The organism is Pseudomonas sp. A125, from assembly GCF_055409485.1.
In genome coordinates this window covers 111,269-131,279 of the sequence record NZ_JBUZVP010000012.1, presented here as the reverse complement: position 1 = coordinate 131,279, position 20,011 = coordinate 111,269, and the positions used below count along the sequence as shown (strand labels likewise).

Annotated in this window: 11 protein-coding genes; 5 read left to right on the top strand and 6 right to left on the bottom strand. The window is 60.9% G+C overall.

Translation table 11 applies throughout. From position 1 onward, the window contains the following. Complete coding sequence (locus ACZRN6_RS18030; RefSeq protein ID WP_322143025.1) at window positions 1-882, bottom strand: DMT family transporter; 882 nt, start codon at window positions 880-882, stop codon at window positions 1-3. A gap of 97 nt (window positions 883-979) precedes the next feature. Here ACZRN6_RS18030 and ACZRN6_RS18025 point away from each other — a divergent pair, with 97 nt between their 5' ends. The 3 genes from ACZRN6_RS18025 to ACZRN6_RS18015 all read left to right on the top strand — a co-directional run bounded on the left by ACZRN6_RS18025 (window position 980) and on the right by ACZRN6_RS18015 (window position 3,352). Then, on the top strand, window positions 980-1,774 hold the full coding sequence (locus tag ACZRN6_RS18025; protein WP_322143026.1) for an AraC family transcriptional regulator: 795 nt from the start codon (window positions 980-982) through the stop codon (window positions 1,772-1,774). 63 nt (window positions 1,775-1,837) lie between these two features. Beyond that, window positions 1,838-2,152: a PsiF family protein gene (locus ACZRN6_RS18020; protein WP_017478381.1), complete on the top strand. Its 315-nt coding sequence runs from the start codon at window positions 1,838-1,840 to the stop codon at window positions 2,150-2,152. 186 nt (window positions 2,153-2,338) lie between these two features. Beyond that, window positions 2,339-3,352, top strand: a complete 1,014-nt coding sequence (locus tag ACZRN6_RS18015; RefSeq protein WP_003217402.1) for an AI-2E family transporter — start codon at window positions 2,339-2,341, stop codon at window positions 3,350-3,352. Window positions 3,353-3,577: 225 nt separating this feature from the next. On the opposite strand, the gene ACZRN6_RS18010 is transcribed toward ACZRN6_RS18015, so the two are convergent. After that, complete coding sequence (locus ACZRN6_RS18010; RefSeq protein WP_322143027.1) at window positions 3,578-4,846, bottom strand: Hsp70 family protein; 1,269 nt, start codon at window positions 4,844-4,846, stop codon at window positions 3,578-3,580. A 239-nt stretch (window positions 4,847-5,085) separates the two neighbouring features. On the opposite strand from ACZRN6_RS18010, the gene ACZRN6_RS18005 reads away from it, so the two are divergent. Continuing rightward, entirely contained in the window at window positions 5,086-6,033 is a 948-nt protein-coding gene (locus ACZRN6_RS18005) for a DnaJ C-terminal domain-containing protein (protein ID WP_464008429.1), read from the top strand. Between the two features lie 16 nt (window positions 6,034-6,049). On the opposite strand, the gene ACZRN6_RS18000 is transcribed toward ACZRN6_RS18005, so the two are convergent. Beyond that, window positions 6,050-11,944, bottom strand: coding sequence for an NEL-type E3 ubiquitin ligase domain-containing protein (locus tag ACZRN6_RS18000; RefSeq protein WP_464008428.1), 5,895 nt, complete (start codon window positions 11,942-11,944; stop codon window positions 6,050-6,052). A gap of 246 nt (window positions 11,945-12,190) precedes the next feature. Between ACZRN6_RS18000 and ACZRN6_RS17995 the strand changes: the two genes are divergently transcribed. Next, window positions 12,191-17,344 carry a dermonecrotic toxin domain-containing protein gene (locus ACZRN6_RS17995; RefSeq protein ID WP_464008427.1) on the top strand — a complete coding sequence of 1,718 codons (5,154 nt, stop codon included), beginning with the start codon at window positions 12,191-12,193 and terminating at the stop codon, window positions 17,342-17,344. A gap of 15 nt (window positions 17,345-17,359) precedes the next feature. Here the strand turns inward: ACZRN6_RS17995 and ureC are convergent, their stop codons facing one another. The 3 genes from ureC to ACZRN6_RS17980 form a co-directional block, all read right to left on the bottom strand. Further along, window positions 17,360-19,060, bottom strand: coding sequence for an urease subunit alpha (gene ureC, locus ACZRN6_RS17990; RefSeq protein ID WP_464008426.1), 1,701 nt, complete (start codon window positions 19,058-19,060; stop codon window positions 17,360-17,362). Between the two features lie 111 nt (window positions 19,061-19,171). Continuing rightward, window positions 19,172-19,477: an urease subunit beta gene (locus tag ACZRN6_RS17985; protein ID WP_177039716.1), complete on the bottom strand. Its 306-nt coding sequence runs from the start codon at window positions 19,475-19,477 to the stop codon at window positions 19,172-19,174. Then, window positions 19,474-20,007, bottom strand: a complete 534-nt coding sequence (locus tag ACZRN6_RS17980; protein WP_464008425.1) for a GNAT family N-acetyltransferase — start codon at window positions 20,005-20,007, stop codon at window positions 19,474-19,476. Before ACZRN6_RS17980 ends, ACZRN6_RS17985 begins: the two co-directional genes overlap by 4 nt. Window positions 20,008-20,011: the final 4 nt, after the last annotated feature.

Sequence of the window (20,011 nt, the reverse complement as noted above, 5' to 3'; positions counted from 1 at the left end):
TTAAGACGCTTTACGGTTAACCGGCGTCGTCCAGCGCTCCGACAAAATCACCCCGCCCAGGGTCAACAAGCCGCCCACCAGGTGATAAGTCGCCAACTGTTCCTTCAACACCACCGCCGCGATCAACGCGGTGATCAGCGGCAGCAGGTTGAAAAACAGCGTGGTGCGGCTCGGGCCCAGGGTTTTCACCGAGTGCATCCAGGCCAACGGCGCGAGCATGGAGGCCAGCAGGCAGGCGTACAGCACCAGCGGAATGTTCGACCAGCCCAGGCCCGCCTTGTCGGAGAACACAAACAGCGGAAACAGCACCACCACCGCCACCAGTATCTGTAAATACAGCAACACCAGCGGCGGCAACCGCAGCTGCCACTTTTTCAGCAGGGTGCTGTAGACCGCGTAGGCGAGGGTGGCCACCAGCATCATCCCGTCACCGAGGTTCAGCCCGTGTTGCAGCAGGGCGCCGAGGCTGCCGGCGGAAACCACTACCACTACGCCGGCGAACGACAGCACGGCACCGGTAAGGGCCCCGAAGGTCAGGCGTTGGCCAAGGCTGATGATTGCGGCAGTAAGAGCCATCAGCGGCATCAGCGAAAGGATGATGCCCATGTTGGTGGCCGAGGTCAGTGTGGCGGCGTAATACGCCAGGCTCTGATACACCGCCATGCCAAGTACGCCGAGGATAAAGATCTTGCCCAGGTTCGGGCGAATCAGCGGCCAGTTGGCAATCACCGGCTTGAGCATGAACGGGGTAAACAGCAAGCCGGCCAGCAGCCAGCGATAGAAGCCGATCTCGGCGGGGAAAATCGTCCCCACCGCCAGCTTGTTAACCACGGTATTGCCGGCCCAGATAAAAATGGCCAGTAACGGATAAGCGTATTGCATCGAGAGGAACCAGTTGCGTCTATGAGGGACGATTATCCCTTGTCTGGATCGAAGCTTATACTTCGATCCAGCCATCCCGCGTGTGTATCCAGACAACATGCTCAAGAAAGACATCAAACTTCCCGACTTCGACAACTTGCCGTCCCCGGTGTACTTCCGTTATTCGGAGTTCGAAGCCCATACCCAGGCCTCAGCGCATCAGCATGAGTGGGGCTCCCTGGACTATTCGTCCCGTGGCGTGATGCGCATGGAGGTGGCCGGCAGCCGCTTCATGTCACCGCCGCTCTACGCTATCTGGATCCCGCCACGCACCGAACACAGTGCGGACATCGCCGAGGCCATCGTGTATCGCTCGGTGTACCTGGCGCCGCACCTGTGCGAGCAGTTGCCCAAGCAGCCGTGCACGTTGGCTATCAGTGAGATTCTCAAGGCGATCCTCAGCGATTTCGCCGAGCGTGACGTCAACATTCCCGAAAACGAGGCCGACGTGCGGCTGGCCCAGGTGCTGGTGGACCAGCTCAAACAGGCGCCGGTCCACGATTGTTTCCTGCCCTATGCCAGCAGCCCCGGGGTTTCCAGCGTGCTGGAAGGCATGCAGGCCGCGCCCGGGGATAACCGGCCGCTGGCCCAGTGGGCGCAACAGGTGCATGTCAGCGAGCGCACCCTGGCCCGGCAATTTGTGCGCGACCTGGGAATGAGCTTCGGTGAATGGCGCCAGCGCCTGCGTTTCCTGGCGGCCATCGAAGCGTTGGACAGCACCCGCAGTGTCCAGGAGGTCGCGTTTGACCTGGGCTACAGCACCGCCTCGGCCTTTATCGCGATGTTCCAGCGCCAGGCCGGCTGCACCCCGGAGCAGTACCGCCGGACAAATATACGCGGCAGGAAGGTGTAACAGGGTTTGACTACACTGCAGGGGAGGCCGTGCCCCTCGGTGCGGTAACAGGGAGAAAACTCCATGAAGATGCTGCGTATTCCGTTGTTGATGATGGGCCTGCTGCTGTGTTCCCAGGGCTTTGCCGCCACAGCTGCACAGACGGCCCAGCAACAAAAAATGACCACGTGCAACGCCGAAGCCAAGACCAGTGGCAAAACCGGTGATGATCGCAAGGCATTCATGAGCACCTGCCTCAAGGCAGCCCCGGCGGCCAATGACGCCAAGACCCTGACCCCACAGCAGCAAAAAATGAAAGATTGCAACGCCACGGCGAAAACCCAGGCGCTGACCGGGGACGCGCGTAAAACCTTTATGAGCACCTGCCTGAAGAAATAATGATGCAGGACCCTGTGGGAGCTGGGCTTGCCTGCGATAGCGATCTGGCAGGCAAGCCTGTGGTGACTGACCCACCGCCATCGCAGGCAAGCCAGCTCCCTCACTGGGCCGCGTTTAGACTTCTCGCTTGATTCACCCAAGGCTGGCAGACTGCCCATCCTTTAACGCCGTTCGTTTTGAGGCTGTATGCCAACGTTTTCTCAGCGTCACGTGTTGTTGTTGGTCAGTTGCGTGCTTATTTTTGGCGGGCTGCTGCTGGTTTTGCCATTGAAGTTGCTGCCGAGCCTGCTGGCCGGGCTGCTGGTGTATGAGCTGGTCAACATGCTCACCCCGCAATTGCAGCGGTTGATCGAAGGCCGGCGTGCACGCTGGTTGGCGGTGGCGTTGCTGGGGACCTTGATCGTCAGCATCCTGACCCTGATTTTTGCCGGGGCCATCAGCTTCCTGCTGCATGAAGCGGAAAACCCGGGAGCTTCCCTCGATAAATTCATGGGCGTGGTCGACCGTGCCCGCGGCCAGTTGCCGCCGTTCCTCGACGCCTATTTGCCAGCCAGCGCTGCCGAGTTCCGCGTGGCCATCGGCGAATGGTTGAGCAAACACCTCAGCGAACTGCAACTGGTGGGCAAAGACGCCGCGCACATGTTCGTGACCTTGCTGATCGGCATGGTGCTGGGCGCGATCATCGCGCTGCAGCGCGTACCCGACCTCACCAAGCGCAAACCCCTGGCGGCTGCGCTGTTTGATCGCCTGCACCTGCTGGTCCAGGCCTTTCGCAACATTGTCTTCGCCCAGATCAAGATCGCCGCGCTGAACACCGCGTTCACCGCGATCTTCCTCGCGGTGGTGCTGCCGCTGTGCGGGATTCACCTGCCGCTGACCAAGACCCTGATCGTGCTGACGTTCCTGCTGGGCCTGCTGCCGGTAATCGGCAACCTGATGTCCAACACCCTGATTACGATTGTGGCGTTGTCGCTGTCGATCTGGGTCGCGGTGGCGGCGTTGGGCTACCTGATCGTGATCCACAAGGTCGAGTACTTCCTCAATGCGCGCATCGTCGGCGGGCAGATCAGTGCCAAGTCGTGGGAACTGTTGTTGGCGATGCTGGTGTTCGAAGCCGCGTTCGGCCTGCCAGGGGTGGTGGCGGGGCCGATTTATTACGCGTACTTGAAGAGTGAGTTGAAGCTGGCGGGGATGGTTTAACCTGCGCGGAACCTTTGGCTGTGGGGCTTTAAGGCTGTTGTAGTGAGGGGGCTTGTCCCCCGCTGGGCTGCGCAGCAGCCCCAAACCAGGCAACGCGTTTAATCTGAAAAAATGCGTTTGCCTTGATGGGGCTGCTGCGCAGCCCAGCGGGGGACAAGCCCCCTCACTACAAGCCAAAGCAAGCCTCCTCGCCATCCTTCAGCAGATGGGATCAGGGTGTTTCACTCAATAGCCGTACCGCTTGCTGGCCTCAATCGCCAGGCCACTGCCAATACTGCCAAAAATGTTGCCTTCCACGTGCCGCGCATTCGGCAGCATCGCCGAAATGCTGTGGCGCAGCGCCGGAATCCCGCTGGAACCCCCGGTAAAGAACACGGTGTCCACCTGGGCCACGTCCACCGATGCATCGGTGAGCAACCGGGTCACGCTGTTACGCACCCGCTCCAGCAAGCCGTCGATGGCCGACTCGAACAACGCCCGGCTCAACTCCACGCTCAACCCCGGCTCAACCCGGTCCAGCAGCACATGGCGGCTGTCCTGCTGGGTCAGCTGGATCTTGGTTTCTTCCACTTCCATCGCCAGCCAGTGCCCGGCGCGCTGTTCGATCAGGTTGAACAGGCGGTCGATGCCGCCAGTGTCCTCGATGTCGTAGCGCATGCTGCCCAACGCCAGCTTGGATTTTTGCGAGTACACCGAGTTGATCGTGTGCCAGGTCGCCAGGTTCATGTGGTGGCTGGTGGGCATGTAGGCGCCGCTCTTCATGCGGCTGCCGTAGCCGAACAGCGGCATCATGCCGGCCAGCGACAGTTGCTTGTCGAAGTCGGTACCGCCGATGTGTACGCCGCCGGTGGCGAGGATGTCGTCGTGGCGGTTGTCGATCTGGCGCCGCTCGGGCGACAGGCGCACCAGCGAGAAGTCGGACGTACCACCGCCGATGTCGACGATCAGCACCAGCTCTTCTTTCTCAATGGTGGACTCGTAGTCGAAGGCCGCGGCAATCGGTTCGTACTGGAACGAGATGTCCTTGAACCCGATCTTGCGGGCCACGTCCACCAGGGTGTTCTCGGCTTCCTGGTCGGCCATCGGGTCGTCGTCGACGAAGAACACCGGGCGGCCCAGCACCACTTCGTCGAACTCACGCCCGGCGGTGGCCTCGGCGCGGCTCTTGAGTTGGCCGATAAACAGCGCCAGCAAGTCGGTGAATGGCATCGCTGTGCCTAAAACGCTGGTGTCATGCTTGATCAGCTTGGAACCCAGCAGGCTCTTGAGCGAGCGCATCAGCCGGCCTTCGTAGTTTTCCAGGTACTCGTGCAGGGCCAGGCGGCCGTACACCGGGCGGCGCTCCTCAAAGTTGAAGAACACCACTGACGGCAGCGTGATCTTGTCGTCCTCCAGCGCGATAAGCGTTTCCATGCCGGGACGAATCCAGCCGACGGTGGAGTTGGACGTGCCGAAGTCGATGCCGCAGGCACGGGCTGGGGATGGGTTTTTCATGTCAATCGGGTTCCGGTTGAAAAACGGCCGCGCAGTGTATGCCAGTCGAGGGCGGATGCGTAGGCCAACCATCCGTTAAATCGAGCTTGAAACCTGGGGATTTGCCCCCACATCTGCTGCATACGGCAAGTGCCGATAACACTTTGACGCGCCCCCCAGGCCACAAGACTCAACAGGTGCAAAGCAGCGCACGTTGTGCCCCGGGCTGTGCGATCTCGATTAAGGATGGTGAACCTGCGATGGATTTCAAAGATTACTACAAGATATTGGGTGTCGAGCCGAGCGCCGATGACAAGGCAATCAAGGCCGCCTATCGCAAGCTCGCGCGCAAATATCACCCCGATGTGAGCAAGGAAAAAGACGCCGAAGAGAAATTCAAGGACGCGTCCGAAGCCTATGAGGCGCTTAAAAGCGCCGACAAGCGCGCGGAATACGACGAACTGCGCAAATACGGCCAGCATGGCCAGCCGTTCCAGGGGCCACCGGGCTGGCAGAGCCGTGGCGGCTTTGGTGGCGGCGGCCAGGACACGGGCGACTTCTCGGACTTCTTCAGCTCGATCTTCGGCTCGCGCGGCGATGCCTTTGGGGGCGGCCAGCGCCGTCCTGCCGGGCGCAAAGGCCAGGACGTCGAGATGCAGCTGTCGGTGTTGCTTGAAGAGACGCTGTCTACCGAGTCCAAGCAGATCAGCTTCCAGGTGCCGCAATACGACGCCATGGGTCGTCACGTCAGCAACACCACTAAAAGCCTGAACGTGAAGATCCCGGCCGGTGTGGCGGATGGCGAACGCATCCGTCTCAAGGGCCAGGGCGCGCCGGGCATCGGTGGCGGCCCGAACGGCGACCTGTACCTGATCATCAAGTTTGCGCCGCACTCAACGTTTGAAGTGGACGGTGAAAACCTGATCATCAACTTGCCCCTGGCACCGTGGGAGTTGGCGCTGGGCGCCGAAGTGGCAGTGCCGACCCTCACCGGCAAGATCAACCTCAAGGTGCCGGCCGGCAGCCAGAACGGCCAGCGCATGCGCGCCAAGGGCCATGGGTTGCTGAACAAGGCCGGGCAGCGCGGTTACCTGTTTGTGCAGCTCAAGGCCGTGATGCCGAAAAACACCGACGATGAGGTCAAGGCCTTGTGGCAGGAGTTGGCGCAAAAGGCGGCGTTTGATCCAAGGGAAGCGTGGAGCAACTGACGCTTCCCTGGGTCGGTCAGGCTATAACGCAGCCTTTGCGGCATGTGAACCAGTCCTGGAGCGTCAGCCGTTCGATCAACTGCGCCTCTTCGATGGCGCGCTGCAGTTGCAGGTCCTGCGCCTGAGCGTCGTAGTCGGCGGCGCTCAAGGTGCCGGCTGCCTGACTGTCGTCCAGCATCTGCAGGCGTAATTCGAACGGCTGGTTGAGTGTTTCGAACGCTTCGGTGTATTGGTTTCGAACGAAGGTTTGCCAGAATTCCCGGCCCAGCAGCGAGTGCAACGCCTGCGGGCTGTTATCCAGCCTTTCGACCGTGACCGCTGCATTCCCCAATACGGTCTGTGGCAGATTCGCCGTCGCCAGGTAACGGGCCTCTTTTGGCTGGCCGGGCAGCTTCAGAGGCTTTTGCAGGCCCATGCGGTAGGCCAGGCGTATCTCGATATCTTCCACCCGTCTGAGGGCCTCGATTTTTTGCTGTTCGCTGATGCGCGAGCCACGAATCGTGCGCTCGCGCCTTTGAATTTCCTGAGTGGCAATTTTTTCCACTTCGTCCAGGCGGAACAAGCCTTTGGCCAGTTCCAGCAATGCGGGCCCTTTTTCCGCATCGCTTGCCCACCGTGTGGCACGCCAAATCAGTACCCTGACCTCCATGTCACTGAACACCAACGCCGCGCGGTCGCCGCAACGGGGGTCGCCTGCCGTGGCGAACAAGTCCTCGCACAAACCCCGGTCCTGGGCGGCCTCGATCATGTCCCACACCCGAGCTTGCAGCTCGGGGTAGGCCATGGAGTACTCCGCCGAGTCCTTGAGGTTTCTGAGGATACCCAGGAAGGCCTGCGAGCCAGGCTTTGCGGCGATCAATTCCCACTGCTGTTGCCCCTCGGCTACCTCTTGCGGGAGCCTGTCTCTCATCCAGTGTTCGAACGCCGGTTCCGGCGCGGCGGGTGCCGGTACCTCCAAGGGTTGTGCGGCGGCTGCCGGTTGGGCTCTGGGCGCTCGATAGCGCATGGTGTTCGGGCGCCGCTCTGCCGCTTCGGCGTAGTTCGGTGCGACGTTCAGCCGGTATTCGTCCAGTTGCAGCTGGGCTTCTTCTGTCAGCGGGTTGCCCCCGATATAGGTCACGTTATTGATCCTGATCGCCATCGGCGCCTGCTCGGGCGTGGGGTTGACCTGTGCTTGCGGCAAGCTGGCGATCTGGTTGTCGCTCAGATTGATATGCTCCGGCGTCAGTTGGGCGCCGAGGCCCGTTGGCCATTCGGTGATCCCGGTGTTGTTCAGATACAGGGCGCGCAAGTCGGTCATGGCGCTGAAGTCGGGGGTGCGCAACAGAGGGTTGTACGACAGGTTGATTTCCTTGAGGCTGGAAAGCCCTTCCATTGTTGCCGCATCGGCTTGGGTCATTGTGATGCGGTTGCCGCTAAGGTTCAGGCGGGTGAGCCGTTGCAGGCGGGCGAGGTTAGGCGGTATCGAGCTCAGGTTGGAATACGTCAGCTCAAGCCAGCGCAGTTTGCTGAAGCGTCCCAGGAACCCGTCGAGGCCGTAAAGTGACGTCATGGCGCTCAACTTCAGTTGGCCGACGTGGCTGAAGTCAGCGTCCAGAACGGGTAACTCGCCCACCTGTAAATTTTGCACTTCCAGGCTATGGCCAATCGGTGTGCCATCGCGGGCATTGAGTTCGCCGGTCATGCGCTGCCAGCATTCCTGCAGCTTCATAGCAAATTGCCAGCGATGGTCCCAAGAACCGGCGAGAATATGGTCCGGGCCGGCTTCGACCATGAAGGGTTCCGACACCCAGTGTTCCAGGGTTGCTTCCAGGGTTTGCCATTCGGCTTCCAGGCGCGTCAATTCGGCGTCTGCCCTTGCGCCGGCTTCTATGATGAAACGCTCCTTCTGCGCCTCGCTGTACATGGGGAACAGCTCGCGTAACCGCGCTACTTGCGGGTCCGCGCTGGGTGGCACCTCGAAGCCGCCCGGTATGCCGCCTTCGCGCCAATCGGGCCGGGTTTGCGCCAGGCGATCAAGGCTTGCGCGCATATCCTGGCAGGCCTGCAGTGTGAAGGGGTTGTGCTGTAGCCGTGTGACGCGGTTCAGTCGAAGCGTGGCAAGCTCCGCCTCGGGAGTGGGGTTAAGCAGGGCCTCGGGAACCTCGCTGAGTAGGTTGGAGGACAGGTCGACCAGGCGTAGCTTTTGCAAACCGAGTAACCCTGTGGGCCATTGGCTAGTCTGGGTCTTCTTCAGCTTGAGCTTGCGCAAGCCTGGCATGGCGCTGAAGTCGGGCAGGTGGCCCAGAGGGTTGTCGCTCAGGCTCAACTCTTCAAGCTTCGTCAAGCCGGCCAGGCTGCTCGCGCTGCTTTGGTCGAGGACGATGGCGTTCTCGCCCACATCCAAATGGGTCAGATCCTTCATGGTAGTGACCACTTCGGGCAGTTCGGTCAGCGTGCGCTGTACGCCCCCACCGATATGTTGAAGGGTCAAGCGCTTGAGGTTGGGAAACCGGCCGAGAAAAGTCTGGGGGCTCTCGGTGAAGCTCACAGTGTCGAGCAGCAACTCCTCGACATGCGCAAAGTCGGCGCTCAACTTCGGTAGCTTTACCCCGCTGTGGATTTTCAGCAGGCGGCCGGTATGTTCATCAGCACGGTCCGCGAGCTGGCGTCGCCAGCAGCTTTTGAGCTTCTTGGCCGTGTCGCGCTCCCTGAAGCCCGGGTTGCGCTCCAGCGGATTGCGCGCGCGCTCGTCTTGCTCGCCTCGCAGCACCCATTCGTTGAGTTCCTGTTTGAGGGTGGCGTATTGGGATTCCAGGTGCAGCAGTTCGTCGCGCACCCGTTCGCCATGGCTGGCAATAAAGGTACTAACCTGTTCCTCGTTGAAACCAGGGTACAGCCTGCGCACCCGCGCACCTGTGGTGCGCAGCTGGTTGAGACTCAACAGGGGTGCGCCACCGCGCAAAATGGCGCCTGAGGCCAGGGGTTGGTTGAGTGCAGGGTATTGCACCAGCACCGGGCGCAGGCGCTCGCGCGCCAGTGGGGTTTGTCGAACCCGCTGTTTCAATGCGTTGGAATCCAATGCGGCGTCGCCCAGTGCCCGTCGTTGTGCCTGGTTAAGACGCTGCAACACTGCACCGTACAGGTCGGTTTCGCCGAATGTGCCATCTTCGCCAGCCGCCAGTATGACGGGCGGTGTGGGACCGGGCGTACCAATCGCGTCAAGCAGTGGCCCCTGCTCGCTGCCCAGGCGCAGTTCCACACGCAAGCCGGGCTCCCAGCCGGGCAACGTTTCCAGGGTGTGCAGCGCCAGGCGCTGGCTGTCCTGATTTTGCAGAGCGTCGATAAACAAGCCCTCGTAGGCGCGGCTCAGGCGGGTTTCCTGGCGATAATCACGTGCCAGCGCTTTCAGCCTGGGCGACAGGCTGTCGTGCTCGCGCAAGGCGCTGGCTTCCTCGTCAGTGGCGTTTTCCAGTACCTGCCTGGCCGAAGTGCTCGGCAGGCCGGGCGTCTGGTCCTTGATGCGCTGCACCTGCGGGTCCTGGGTCGCGTCGTGGGCGCGATAATCATCGTCGAACAACGTGGTGCGTGAGTCCACGGCGGCCCGGGCAATCTGCTGGCGCCACTGGGCGGCCTGCTCGGCCATAGGTTTCACCGTGGTGCCATAGACGAGTTCGAAATTCAGGTTTTTGTGCGCGACCACCCGCTTCGCCAGTTGGATGTCTGCGCGTACGTAGTCGTTTTCGCTGGCGATGCGCTGGATAAACGTGTCGATACGTTGACTGATTTGAAAGCGTTCCAGGCTATCGGCCAACACAGGCGGAGGCGGCTCATGATTCACGTGTAATTGGCGCAATTGTTCGGGCGTGACGCCGCTGCTCACGCGCACCTGTTCCAGTTGAGCATCGGTGAGCCCCTCAGTGCGATAACCCAGGCGGCGCATCAGCGGCGGGCCTTGCCAGGTCAGGGGCTCTTCGCCTTCGTGAATCCAGGCGCCGGCACCGTCGTGTTCCACGTGCGGGGTGTAGGCGTCCTGGCGCCAGGGGTGTTGGATACGGTACGACTGGCCGTCGGCCTCAGGCTTGACGGTAAACACTTGGCCATTCAGCGGCAGCAGGGAAGTTTGGTCATCGGTGTGCAGGCCCAGTTCATCCAGGGGCGCATTGTCGGGCAGGGTGGTTTCGCTGCCATACACGGTCAGGTCCGGCTTCCACAGGCGTTGCGTGCCGTTCGGCAGTGTCACCGGCTTGAGTTCCTGGATCAGTGGCGGCGTGGCCAGGCGTTGCAGGCCTTTGCCCGCGCCGGCCATCAGTGCCATGAGAGCCAGGTTCTCGGCCACGTCCAACAGATGTTGCCTGGCCGCCTCCTTGTCGCCGTCACTCCACTCGATCACCCCTTCAAAGGTTTCGTACAGTAACTGGCCCGCCATCGCGGCCATCATCAACTCGCCCAGCACTGGGACAAACATTGAAACCATGCCAAAAACGGCCAGGCCACCTTCCAGCCATTGCGCGATTTTTTCGGCACGTACCCGTGCATCCACGTCGGCGGTGGGGGTTGCCCGGTGGCGCGCGTCGTTGAGCATCTTGTCGCGGCTTTTTTCGAACCCGTCCGCCCACAGGTCGACGTTGGCTGCCCACAAGCCGCCTTTGGAAACCACGCTGATATTCAACTTGGGTTTGTCTGCGCGTACCCGCTTGTCGGGTTTTGGCGGGGGCAACTCCTGCGGGATCGCGACCGCCCCCAACGCCGGTAAAACGGCTCCGAGTAAGTTGTTGGTGATGGGTGAGCGCACGATTGCATCGCCAATCGGGTGAGTGCCGGGCGCAAGCTCGGTGAAGCGACTGAGGAAGCGCGGCTTGTCGGCCTCGGCAAAAAACTGGCTGAAAAACCGTTGATTAACGCTGGGCGCCGGGGTGTCGCCTTCGACGGCGGACGCGTGGTCGGTGTCCTGAGCCAATAGTTGGCGAGTGAGTTCGGCTCTCAGCTCATCATTGCTGTTGTAGCGCTTGAGCGGATGGTCACGGTCATGGGGTACATAGACGAGACAGTCGACGCCATAGCGATACTTCTCGCAGGGCTGGAATACCTGGCACCCGTGGAGTGACCGGTTAACCATGCTCAGGTTGAAAAACCATACGGGCTTGCCCCCCAGCATCGGGTTGCGTTCGCCATCGATCACTTCAAGGATCATCGCGTGGTCGTCGGCAAGGATGTCGTTTTTGAGCAAGGCCATGTAGGCCGCGGCCTTGAGGGCGGCTTTTTGGCTGGTGATGACGGCCTCGCGAAAGCGTGTCGCGGTGCCCTCCTCGGCAGGCAACAAAATCTGGTTGAGGTGCTTCTGATAGGCGCCGCCGATGTCCATGGAGCGGCACATGGCGATAAAGACGGGCACAGTCAGCGTGCGACTGATAGCGGGTGCGCAGCCGCTGACGTCGAGGTTTTGGGTAAACCCCGAGGTGCTGTCAAACGCTTCGGGCTCGGCTTCACTGGCTTCAAAGTTATGCAGGGCCGCCTGGACTATCGAAACTTCCATGACAGTGAAAGTTCCCGCCTTTATTCCCACGGAGCCAAGTTTTAACGGTTTGTAGAGGCGCAGGTAAGTACCGCCGATATCCAGGCTTATGTTGAACTGTTTTTTCAGCTCGGCATTGAGCAGGCGTGCGGCAAATACGTCGAGTTTTTCCAGGGGAGCCAGGTAATTATCGACGGCCAGTTGAGCGCTGAAACTGGCCTCGTTCAATGCATTTAATGTGTGGCGTTGATCGGCGGGCAAGCGGTCAAGCCAGGTATGCTTTTTAAGGTTTACCTGTTTTATACCATCGATGCGCTGGCGTGTTGCCTGCTTCAGCCACTCAGGTATGGCCTGTTGGATAAAGTCGCTGTTGTCTTCGATCAATGTTCCGGCGGTGGCAGTAGGTACATCGAACATGAGTCACTCCTTTGGCTGTTCAAGGCAAAAAGAGTACCTAAAGTTGGCGTTTATTAATAAATCGAAAGCCGCATGGGAAGGCTGCAATAGTTAGTGCAAACAACGCGGATGTACGATGCATTTAATACCTATTTAGTACACCCGGGGCGCTTCGTCTGTTGTGCAACTATTTATCTAAATAGATACCGTTATGCCGTGGCGGAACGGATTAACGTCAGGTTCTTTTTTTCATCAAGGTATTCGCTTATGACAGCGTCTCAAACCGCCCCTGTCTCGTCAGAAGCTGCAGAGCAAGGCTTGCACTATGAACTGATCAGGGCTGCAATTACGCCTGTGCTGGCCACCGCCACCGCCTCTTTTCGAACGGCATTACGGCAAACCAAACCGGATATTCCAGCCTGGTACGCGGCGGCGACTCAGGCGCAGAAGGATCAGCTCCAGACGTACGTCGATGCCAGTCTCAAGTCCCGTGCCGAATTTGAGAAGACCATGCACAAGGTGCAGGACGCCGACACGTTCGGCCAGCCCCTGCTGGAAGCCGCATTGAAAAGCGCCGGGTACGAGGTGGATGTGCATCAGGTGTGGGTGCGACTCTACGTGCCCATCGAGGAGTCGTTCGGGGTTAAAACGGGGCACAGGGTCAAGACACTGTCTTTGATGCAGGCAGCGTTGAATAACTTCGAAGCCGAAGAGGCGCAAGCCGGTTTTTTCGACAACGTGTCGGGGTTCATTACCGCGCCCGATGCACGTGGGCATTTTGAGCGCTACACCACCACCCTGAACATCGAGACCTTCGCCCGGCTGTGCCGCGACCTCGACCTGGGCCAGCAATACCAGGACCACCTCGCCGCGTACCTGCGCCCGCTGGGCACGGTTTCCAAAAACCTGCTACGCGCGCGCTTCATCACTCACCACAAAGATGCGTTCACGGCCGCAGCCTATATGGCCTTGCTCAAGGGCGATATCAGCGCAGACGACCACCTGTTACTGATGCGCGTGGCGCAAGATGAACGGCGGATCAAGGTGGGCAGCAAGCAGGTGTGGTATCGCTGGCCGTCGATGATGGGCCTGGCATTGCATGGCTGCGTCATTTTTGATCCGAGTGAGGAGCATCGCTACGGCACCTGGTTTATCGCGTATATCCCTGACCACCCCGACCACCCGATCAAGCGCTATGAAACCTTCGATGACTTCAGTCGGGAAATGACCGACGCGTTGACCACCTACAAACCCGGGGGCCAGCAGGACGGCAGAGGCGTTTCGGTGACGCCCCTGCAGCGGTTTTTCGCAGGGTTCATCGCCAAAAAAGACCTGGCTTACTATTACCAGCGTTTTACCGAGAAGCGGTTGGATGAACCGGAGCGGGTCGTGGCGCTGGGGCCTGATCCTGAATGGCGCGCGTACTATGCGCGCAAATCATTGTCGGAGCTGAAGGCTATTGCATCGGTGATCAAGCACCCGGTGCACACTAGCCGGGTCGCGCAGCAAGACCCGAACCTGAATATCGACGCCTTCTGGACCAAAGGCATGTGGCTCGACCTGCACCTGTGGGATGAGCTTTATGACGGCATGCGCAAACGCGCCTTCGACGACGCCCTGAGCATGGCCGTACCCACCGCCCGGACCGACGCCGCGAGCCGCGACCGGCGCTTGGCCCATTTGATGAACATGGGGCTGTTCGCCCTGAATATGGTCTCGATGGTCATCCCACCGTTAGGTGCGGTCATGGCGGTGGTCACGGCTGGGCAATTGTTGTTTGAGGTGTTGGAGGGGGTGACGGAACTCAGCCAAGGCGACAGGGAAGCCGGCTGGATACACATTGGCGATGTGCTTGAAAACGTCGCGCAGTTGGCGGTGGGCGGGGCTGTGCTTCACGTGACCCTGTCGCCGTTCATTGAAGGCTTGAAAGCCGTCAAGTTGCCCACCGGCAAGACGCGCCTGTGGAAGCCTGACCTGGCGCCTTATGCCCAGGACATTGGGTTGCCTGCCGGCTCGCTCCCCGATGCGGAGGGTTTGCACACGGTTGACGGGCGCCAGGTACTCCCGCTCGAAGGCCGTGAATACAGCCTGGCGCCGGCGCCTGAGCCCGGCACTTACCGCATTCAGCATCCGTTGCGGGCCGACGCGTATGAGCCGCACATCGCCAATAATGGCTCCGGCGCCTGGCTTCACGAAGCCGATCAGCCGCTGACGTGGGAAGGTACACCGCTGATGCGCCGCCTTGGGCATGCCATGGACGGCCTCAGCGATACTCAGCTGGAGCAGGTGCGGCGGGTCAGTGACGTGGACGAGAGTGTGTTGCGCAGGGTGCATGTGGAGAGCGAGCCGACCCCGGCGATTGTGCTCGATACGGCGCAGCGATTCCGGGCTTACGATAGCGCCCAGGGCTTGAGCGGGCAGATCCTCGCCGGGCCTGTGCCACCCGAACTGGCCGGTTACTCGGCCTTGCTGATGGTCGAGCTGCCTGGCTGGCCGGGCAACCAGGTGATCGAAGTGTTCGAAGGCACGGGCCCAACCAGAACGACCATTCACTATGGCGACCTGAGCAGGCCCGACACGCACGTGCTCAGTATCAATCGCAGTGACCTGGTCAACGGGCGGCTGGCGGAGCGGGTGGTGGCGACACTTACCGAGGAGCAGCTCAAGGGCCTGCTGGGGCAACACCTGCCTGACGGCAACGTGCTGCGCAGCGAGCAGTTACAGGCTCGCTTGGCAAGCCATGCAAAAAGCAACCAATTGCGGGTATTCGAAAGCGTCTATCAGGGCCGCCAGTTGCCCCGAAGCGCGGAGCAGTTGGTCATGGAACGTGACTTCAAAAGCCTGCCGGCGGGCATTGCCCAGGAGCTGCTGGACGGTGCTGGCGCGAAGCAGCGGGCGTCGCTGGTCGACAACCAAAAGATCCCCCAGGCGTTGGCGCAGCAAGCACGCCTGGCGCAGGGCCAACTGCGCCTGGCGCGGGCATATGAAGGCTTGTATCTGGACGCGCTGGCCAATGCCGATACCGAAGCCCTGGTGCTCAATAGCCTGGAGAGGCTGCCGGGCTGGAAAGATGGTTTGCGCCTTGAGGTGCGCGAGGAGTCACTCACGGGCCCGTTGCGTGCCAGCTATGGAGAGCCCGCTGCCGCCGAGCGCAAAGTACTGTTGCGTGTGGAGGCGGGGCGGTATGAGGTGTTTGACTCCGGCGGCAATCAATTGCACGGGGTAGATGACCTGTACGGCACGTTGCAACACGCGCTCACGGACGCTCATCGCGCATCCATCAGGCTGCCCCATATAGGCCAGGGCCAGCAGTTGCGTGCCCTGATTTGGCAGCATGCCTTGCCTCGTGAGCGGCTGCGGTGGGTGCTGAACATGCGCCCGCGCAGCGCCCCTTTCTTCAAGCCACCGCGTCGCCATCGCGGGGGGCGGCTGGGTTATCCGTTAAGTAGCAGCGGCGGCATGCTGGTAAGGTTTCCTGGTTTCAGCCTGCGTTTTCGTGAGCTCTATCCCACTGCCGACGCCCTGGAAATCGAGGCAGTTCGCGCCACTCACTTTCCCCATCATGAGGCTTGGCTAAGGGCTCAGGAGCAGGAATTCGACACGCTTGAGGCCAGATTGGGTCGATGGAGGAGTGAGCCGATCGTGGGCTTTGGCAACGAGCAAAGCCCCGCGTACCAGCAACAGCTGGAAATCCGCAAAGAGCTGACGGGGACGCTACTGCGCGCTTGGTGCAAGATCGGAGAGCTGGATACCGATAGCCTGAGCGACTACCAGGGCCAGAAGATCGACCTGACCGGCGAGGCGGTTGGGCCGCAACTGGCAAGCCTGCCGACCCTGGCTGCCAACTTCGATCACGTTACGTACCTTGCAATGACCGACTCGGCGCTGACCGATGGTGTCGATTCGTTCCTCACACACTTTCGTGGTTTGCGCAGCCTTTACCTGGAAAGGAATGCCCTCACTCGCGTGCCCCTCGCGCTTGAACAGATGCCAACGCTTAGAGACCTGGCGCTCTCGGATAACCAGATCGCCCTGGACCCGTCGGGAAGTTACCGGTTGAAGCAGTTGACCCGGTTGCGCCGCCTCGAACTTAACAACAACCCGCTGGGGATGGCGCCCAACATCAGCGATATGAGCCACTTGTATCAGTTGTCGCTGGTAAACACCGGGCAAACGGGCTGGCCCATCGGTGTCTTCTCCAAGCCTCGACCACGGTGGTTCAACCTGGACCTGGCAGATAACGATCTGCTGGTACCCGAGGTTGCGCCGGGCTCGCACCGGGCGCAGATCCTGTCGCGTACTCGCGTTACCCGTCACCGACTCAATAGCGAGCACCTGCGCCGCCTTAAGCTCTATATCGAGTCAGTGGGCATGGACCCCGATCGTGCATTTGCGCCCCGGGGGGTAAACGACAACTGGGCCTGGAAAACGGGCCTGACTGACGCGCAATGGGTCGCCAGGCAGCCCACCTGGGACGCGCTGGAAGTGTCGGCAGATGCTGAACCGTTCTTCGACGTCATCCGCGGGATGTCCGAGCACCTCGATGACTTTGACGCTACGCCGGCGGTTAAACCCGACCTTACAGGCAAGGTCTGGCGGATGTTGCAGGCGATGGAAGAGGACCCTGTGTTGCGTGACCGGCTGTTTGAGATTGCCAATCGCGTTGAAGCCATCCCCGAGTTGTTCAATGCCATGGGGCTGGAACTCATGGTATGGGAAACCCTGCACAGCCCCCCGGGGACGTTGATAGGGATACCCATGTTGAACCTGGCCAAAGGCACCGTGAGGCTCTATGAGTTGGGGATTATCATTGAAGAGCGAATACAAGCGTTGGTGGCTCAAGGGCACGCTTTCCCGGATGCCCTGAATCCGGGGCTCGATGCCGCGGGCAATCCTTTGCCCGAAATTGACGAAGCGAGCATCTACCTGGCGTACACCGCAGGGCTGGCAGAGCGGCTGGATTTGCCGTGGCAAACCAGGGCCACCGGGTATACGGTGCCCGGCGTTACGCCACAGATGCTGGACGATGCATTGACGCGGGTAAATGCACAGGGGGAAGGCGAAGGGCTGAGAAATGCTGTGGTCGAGTTGGGTTTTTGGCGCGACTTTGTGAAGCGCCAGAATTTGACCGACTTCGTCGCGGTCGAAAACAAATTCCAGGCCCTGGACCGGTTGGAGAGAGCCATGGCCAGGTGGGCGAAAAAACAGGCTGAATTGCCGGAGTCCGAAAAGCTGCTGCTGCGCAATGTTATCAGGCGCTCGACCATCGAACTGGACAAGCCCCCAGGAACATTCGTGCCCGGGGCGCGTCTGGGCGCGGCTCAATTCAATGCGCTGCTGGATGAGTTATACGATGCAGAACGCGTGATCGTTGCGAGGCTCACCGACGAGGCGCTGGCAGCGCCGATCGCCCCGAAGTAATCGGCGGCCAATCCTTCAGAACAAGAAATAACGTTGCGCCATCGGCAATACATCTGCCGGTTCACACCACAGCAGTACGCCGTCGGCCTTGACCTGATACGTCTGTGGGTCGACCTCGATATGCGGCAGGTAATCGTTGTGGATCAGGTCGGTTTTCTGCACCGAGCGGCAACCCTTGACCACGGCGATCTGCTTTTTCAACCCCAACTGCTCGGGCAAACCTGCGGCCAGTGCCGCCTGGCTGATGAAGGTCAGGCTGGTGGCGTGCAGCGAACTGCCGTAGCTGGCAAACATCGGGCGGTAGTGCACCGGTTGCGGGGTTGGAATCGAGGCGTTGGCATCGCCCATCAGGCTTGAGGCAATCGCGCCGCCCTTGAGGATCAGGGTCGGCTTGATCCCGAAAAACGCCGGGCGCCACAGCACCAGGTCGGCCCATTTGCCCACTTCGATCGAGCCCACTTCGTGGCTGATGCCGTGGGTGATCGCCGGGTTGATCGTGTACTTGGCAATGTAGCGTTTGGCACGGAAGTTATCGTTGCCTTCACCGTCGCCCGGCAGTGGCCCGCGCTGTTTTTTCATCTTGTCGGCGGTCTGCCAGGTACGCGTGATGACTTCGCCCACGCGGCCCATGGCCTGGCTGTCGGAGCTGATCATCGAGAACGCGCCGAGGTCATGCAGGATGTCTTCGGCAGCGATCGTCTCGCGGCGGATGCGGCTTTCGGCGAAGGCCACGTCTTCGGCAATGCTCGGGTCCAGGTGATGGCAGACCATCAACATGTCCAGGTGTTCGTCGATGGTGTTACGGGTGAACGGCCGGGTCGGGTTGGTGGAGCTGGGCAACACATTGGGCAAGCCACAGGCCTTGATGATGTCGGGCGCGTGACCGCCACCGGCGCCTTCGGTGTGGTAGGTGTGGATGGTGCGGCCCTTGAACGCGGCGAGGGTGGTTTCGACAAACCCGGACTCGTTGAGGGTGTCGCTGTGGATCGCCACCTGCACGTCGTACTCGTCGGCAACGCTCAGGCAGTTGTCGATGCTTGCGGGTGTGGTGCCCCAGTCTTCGTGGAGCTTCAAGCCAATGGCCCCGGCTTTTACTTGTTCGATCAGCGGCTCCGGCAGGCTGGCGTTGCCCTTGCCGGTAAAACCGATGTTCATCGGGAACGAATCGGAGGCCTGGAGCATGCGCGCCAAATGCCACGGGCCGGAGGTGCAGGTGGTGGCGTTGGTGCCGGTGGCCGGGCCGGTGCCGCCGCCGATCATGGTGGTGACGCCGCTGGTCAGTGCCTCTTCGATTTGCTGTGGGCAAATGAAGTGGATGTGGGTGTCGATGCCGCCGGCGGTGAGGATCATGCCTTCACCGGCAATCACTTCGGTGCTGGCGCCGACGGCGATGGTGACGCCGGGCTGGATGTCTGGGTTGCCCGCCTTGCCGATGGCGAAGATGCGGCCGTTTTTCAGGCCCACATCGGCCTTGACGATGCCCCAGTGATCGATGATCAGCGCGTTGGTGATCAGGGTGTCGACCACCTCGGCGGCCAGCAGTTGGCTCTGGCCCTGGCCGTCGCGGATCACCTTGCCGCCGCCGAATTTCACTTCTTCGCCGTAGACGGTGAAGTCCTGTTCGACTTCGACGAACAGCTCGGTGTCGGCCAGGCGGACCTTGTCACCGACGGTGGGGCCGTACATGTCGGCGTAGGCTTGACGGCTGATTTTCATGTGTTTGCCCTGAGAAATGTGTGTTGAATGTGAAAGCGCTTTCGCAGGCAAGCCAGCTCCCACAGGGGAATGCATTCCAAAGGTGGGAGCTGGCTTGCCTGCGATGAGACCCTAAAGGTCACCCATGATTCTTCCGGCAAAGCCGAACACCCGGCGCTTGCCGCTCAATTCCACCAGTTCCACTTCGCGACTCTGCCCCGGCTCAAAGCGCACGGCGGTGCCGGCCGGGATATTCAGGCGCATGCCACGGCTGGCGGCACGGTCGAACGTCAACGCGTCGTTGGTTTCGAAAAAGTGGTAGTGGGAGCCGACCTGAATCGGCCGGTCGCCGCTGTTGGCCACGCTCAGGGTGGCAGTGCGCCGGCCCACGTTGAGTTCGATGTCGCCAGGCTGGATCTGAAATTCGCCAGGAATCATGCAGGTTGTCCCAGGGTCTTGAAGTAGATGGCGGTCGGGGCGTAGCGCCCGTCCGGGCTTTGGCAGTAGTTGGGCAATTCACCGATCTTGGTGTAGCGCAGCGACTGGTAGAAGGCTTCGGCGTCGGAGCCGGCTTCGGTGTCCAGGTACAACAGCCCGCGTTTGTATTGGCGGGCACTCAGTTCCAGGGCGTTCATCAGTTGCTGGCCGAGGCCGCGGCGCCGCGCTTCACTGTGCACCAGCAGCTTTTGCACTTCGGCGCGGTTCAGGCCGTTGGCTTTCAGGCACAGCGCCAATTGCACGCTGGCCACCACTTGTTCATCGCGTACCACCACCCAGAGCAACAGGCTGGCGTCCTCGACGCTCGCCTGCACGCCACTCAAGTAGCTGCGGGCCTGGGCTTCGTCGAAGTCGGCCATGAACCCTACCGATGCGCCGTGCTTCACAGCGTCCAGCAGCAGCTCAACCAACCCCTGGCGGTAATGGGCAAAACTTTCGGCATTGACTCGACGCAGTTGGGCGGCGTTCATCGGT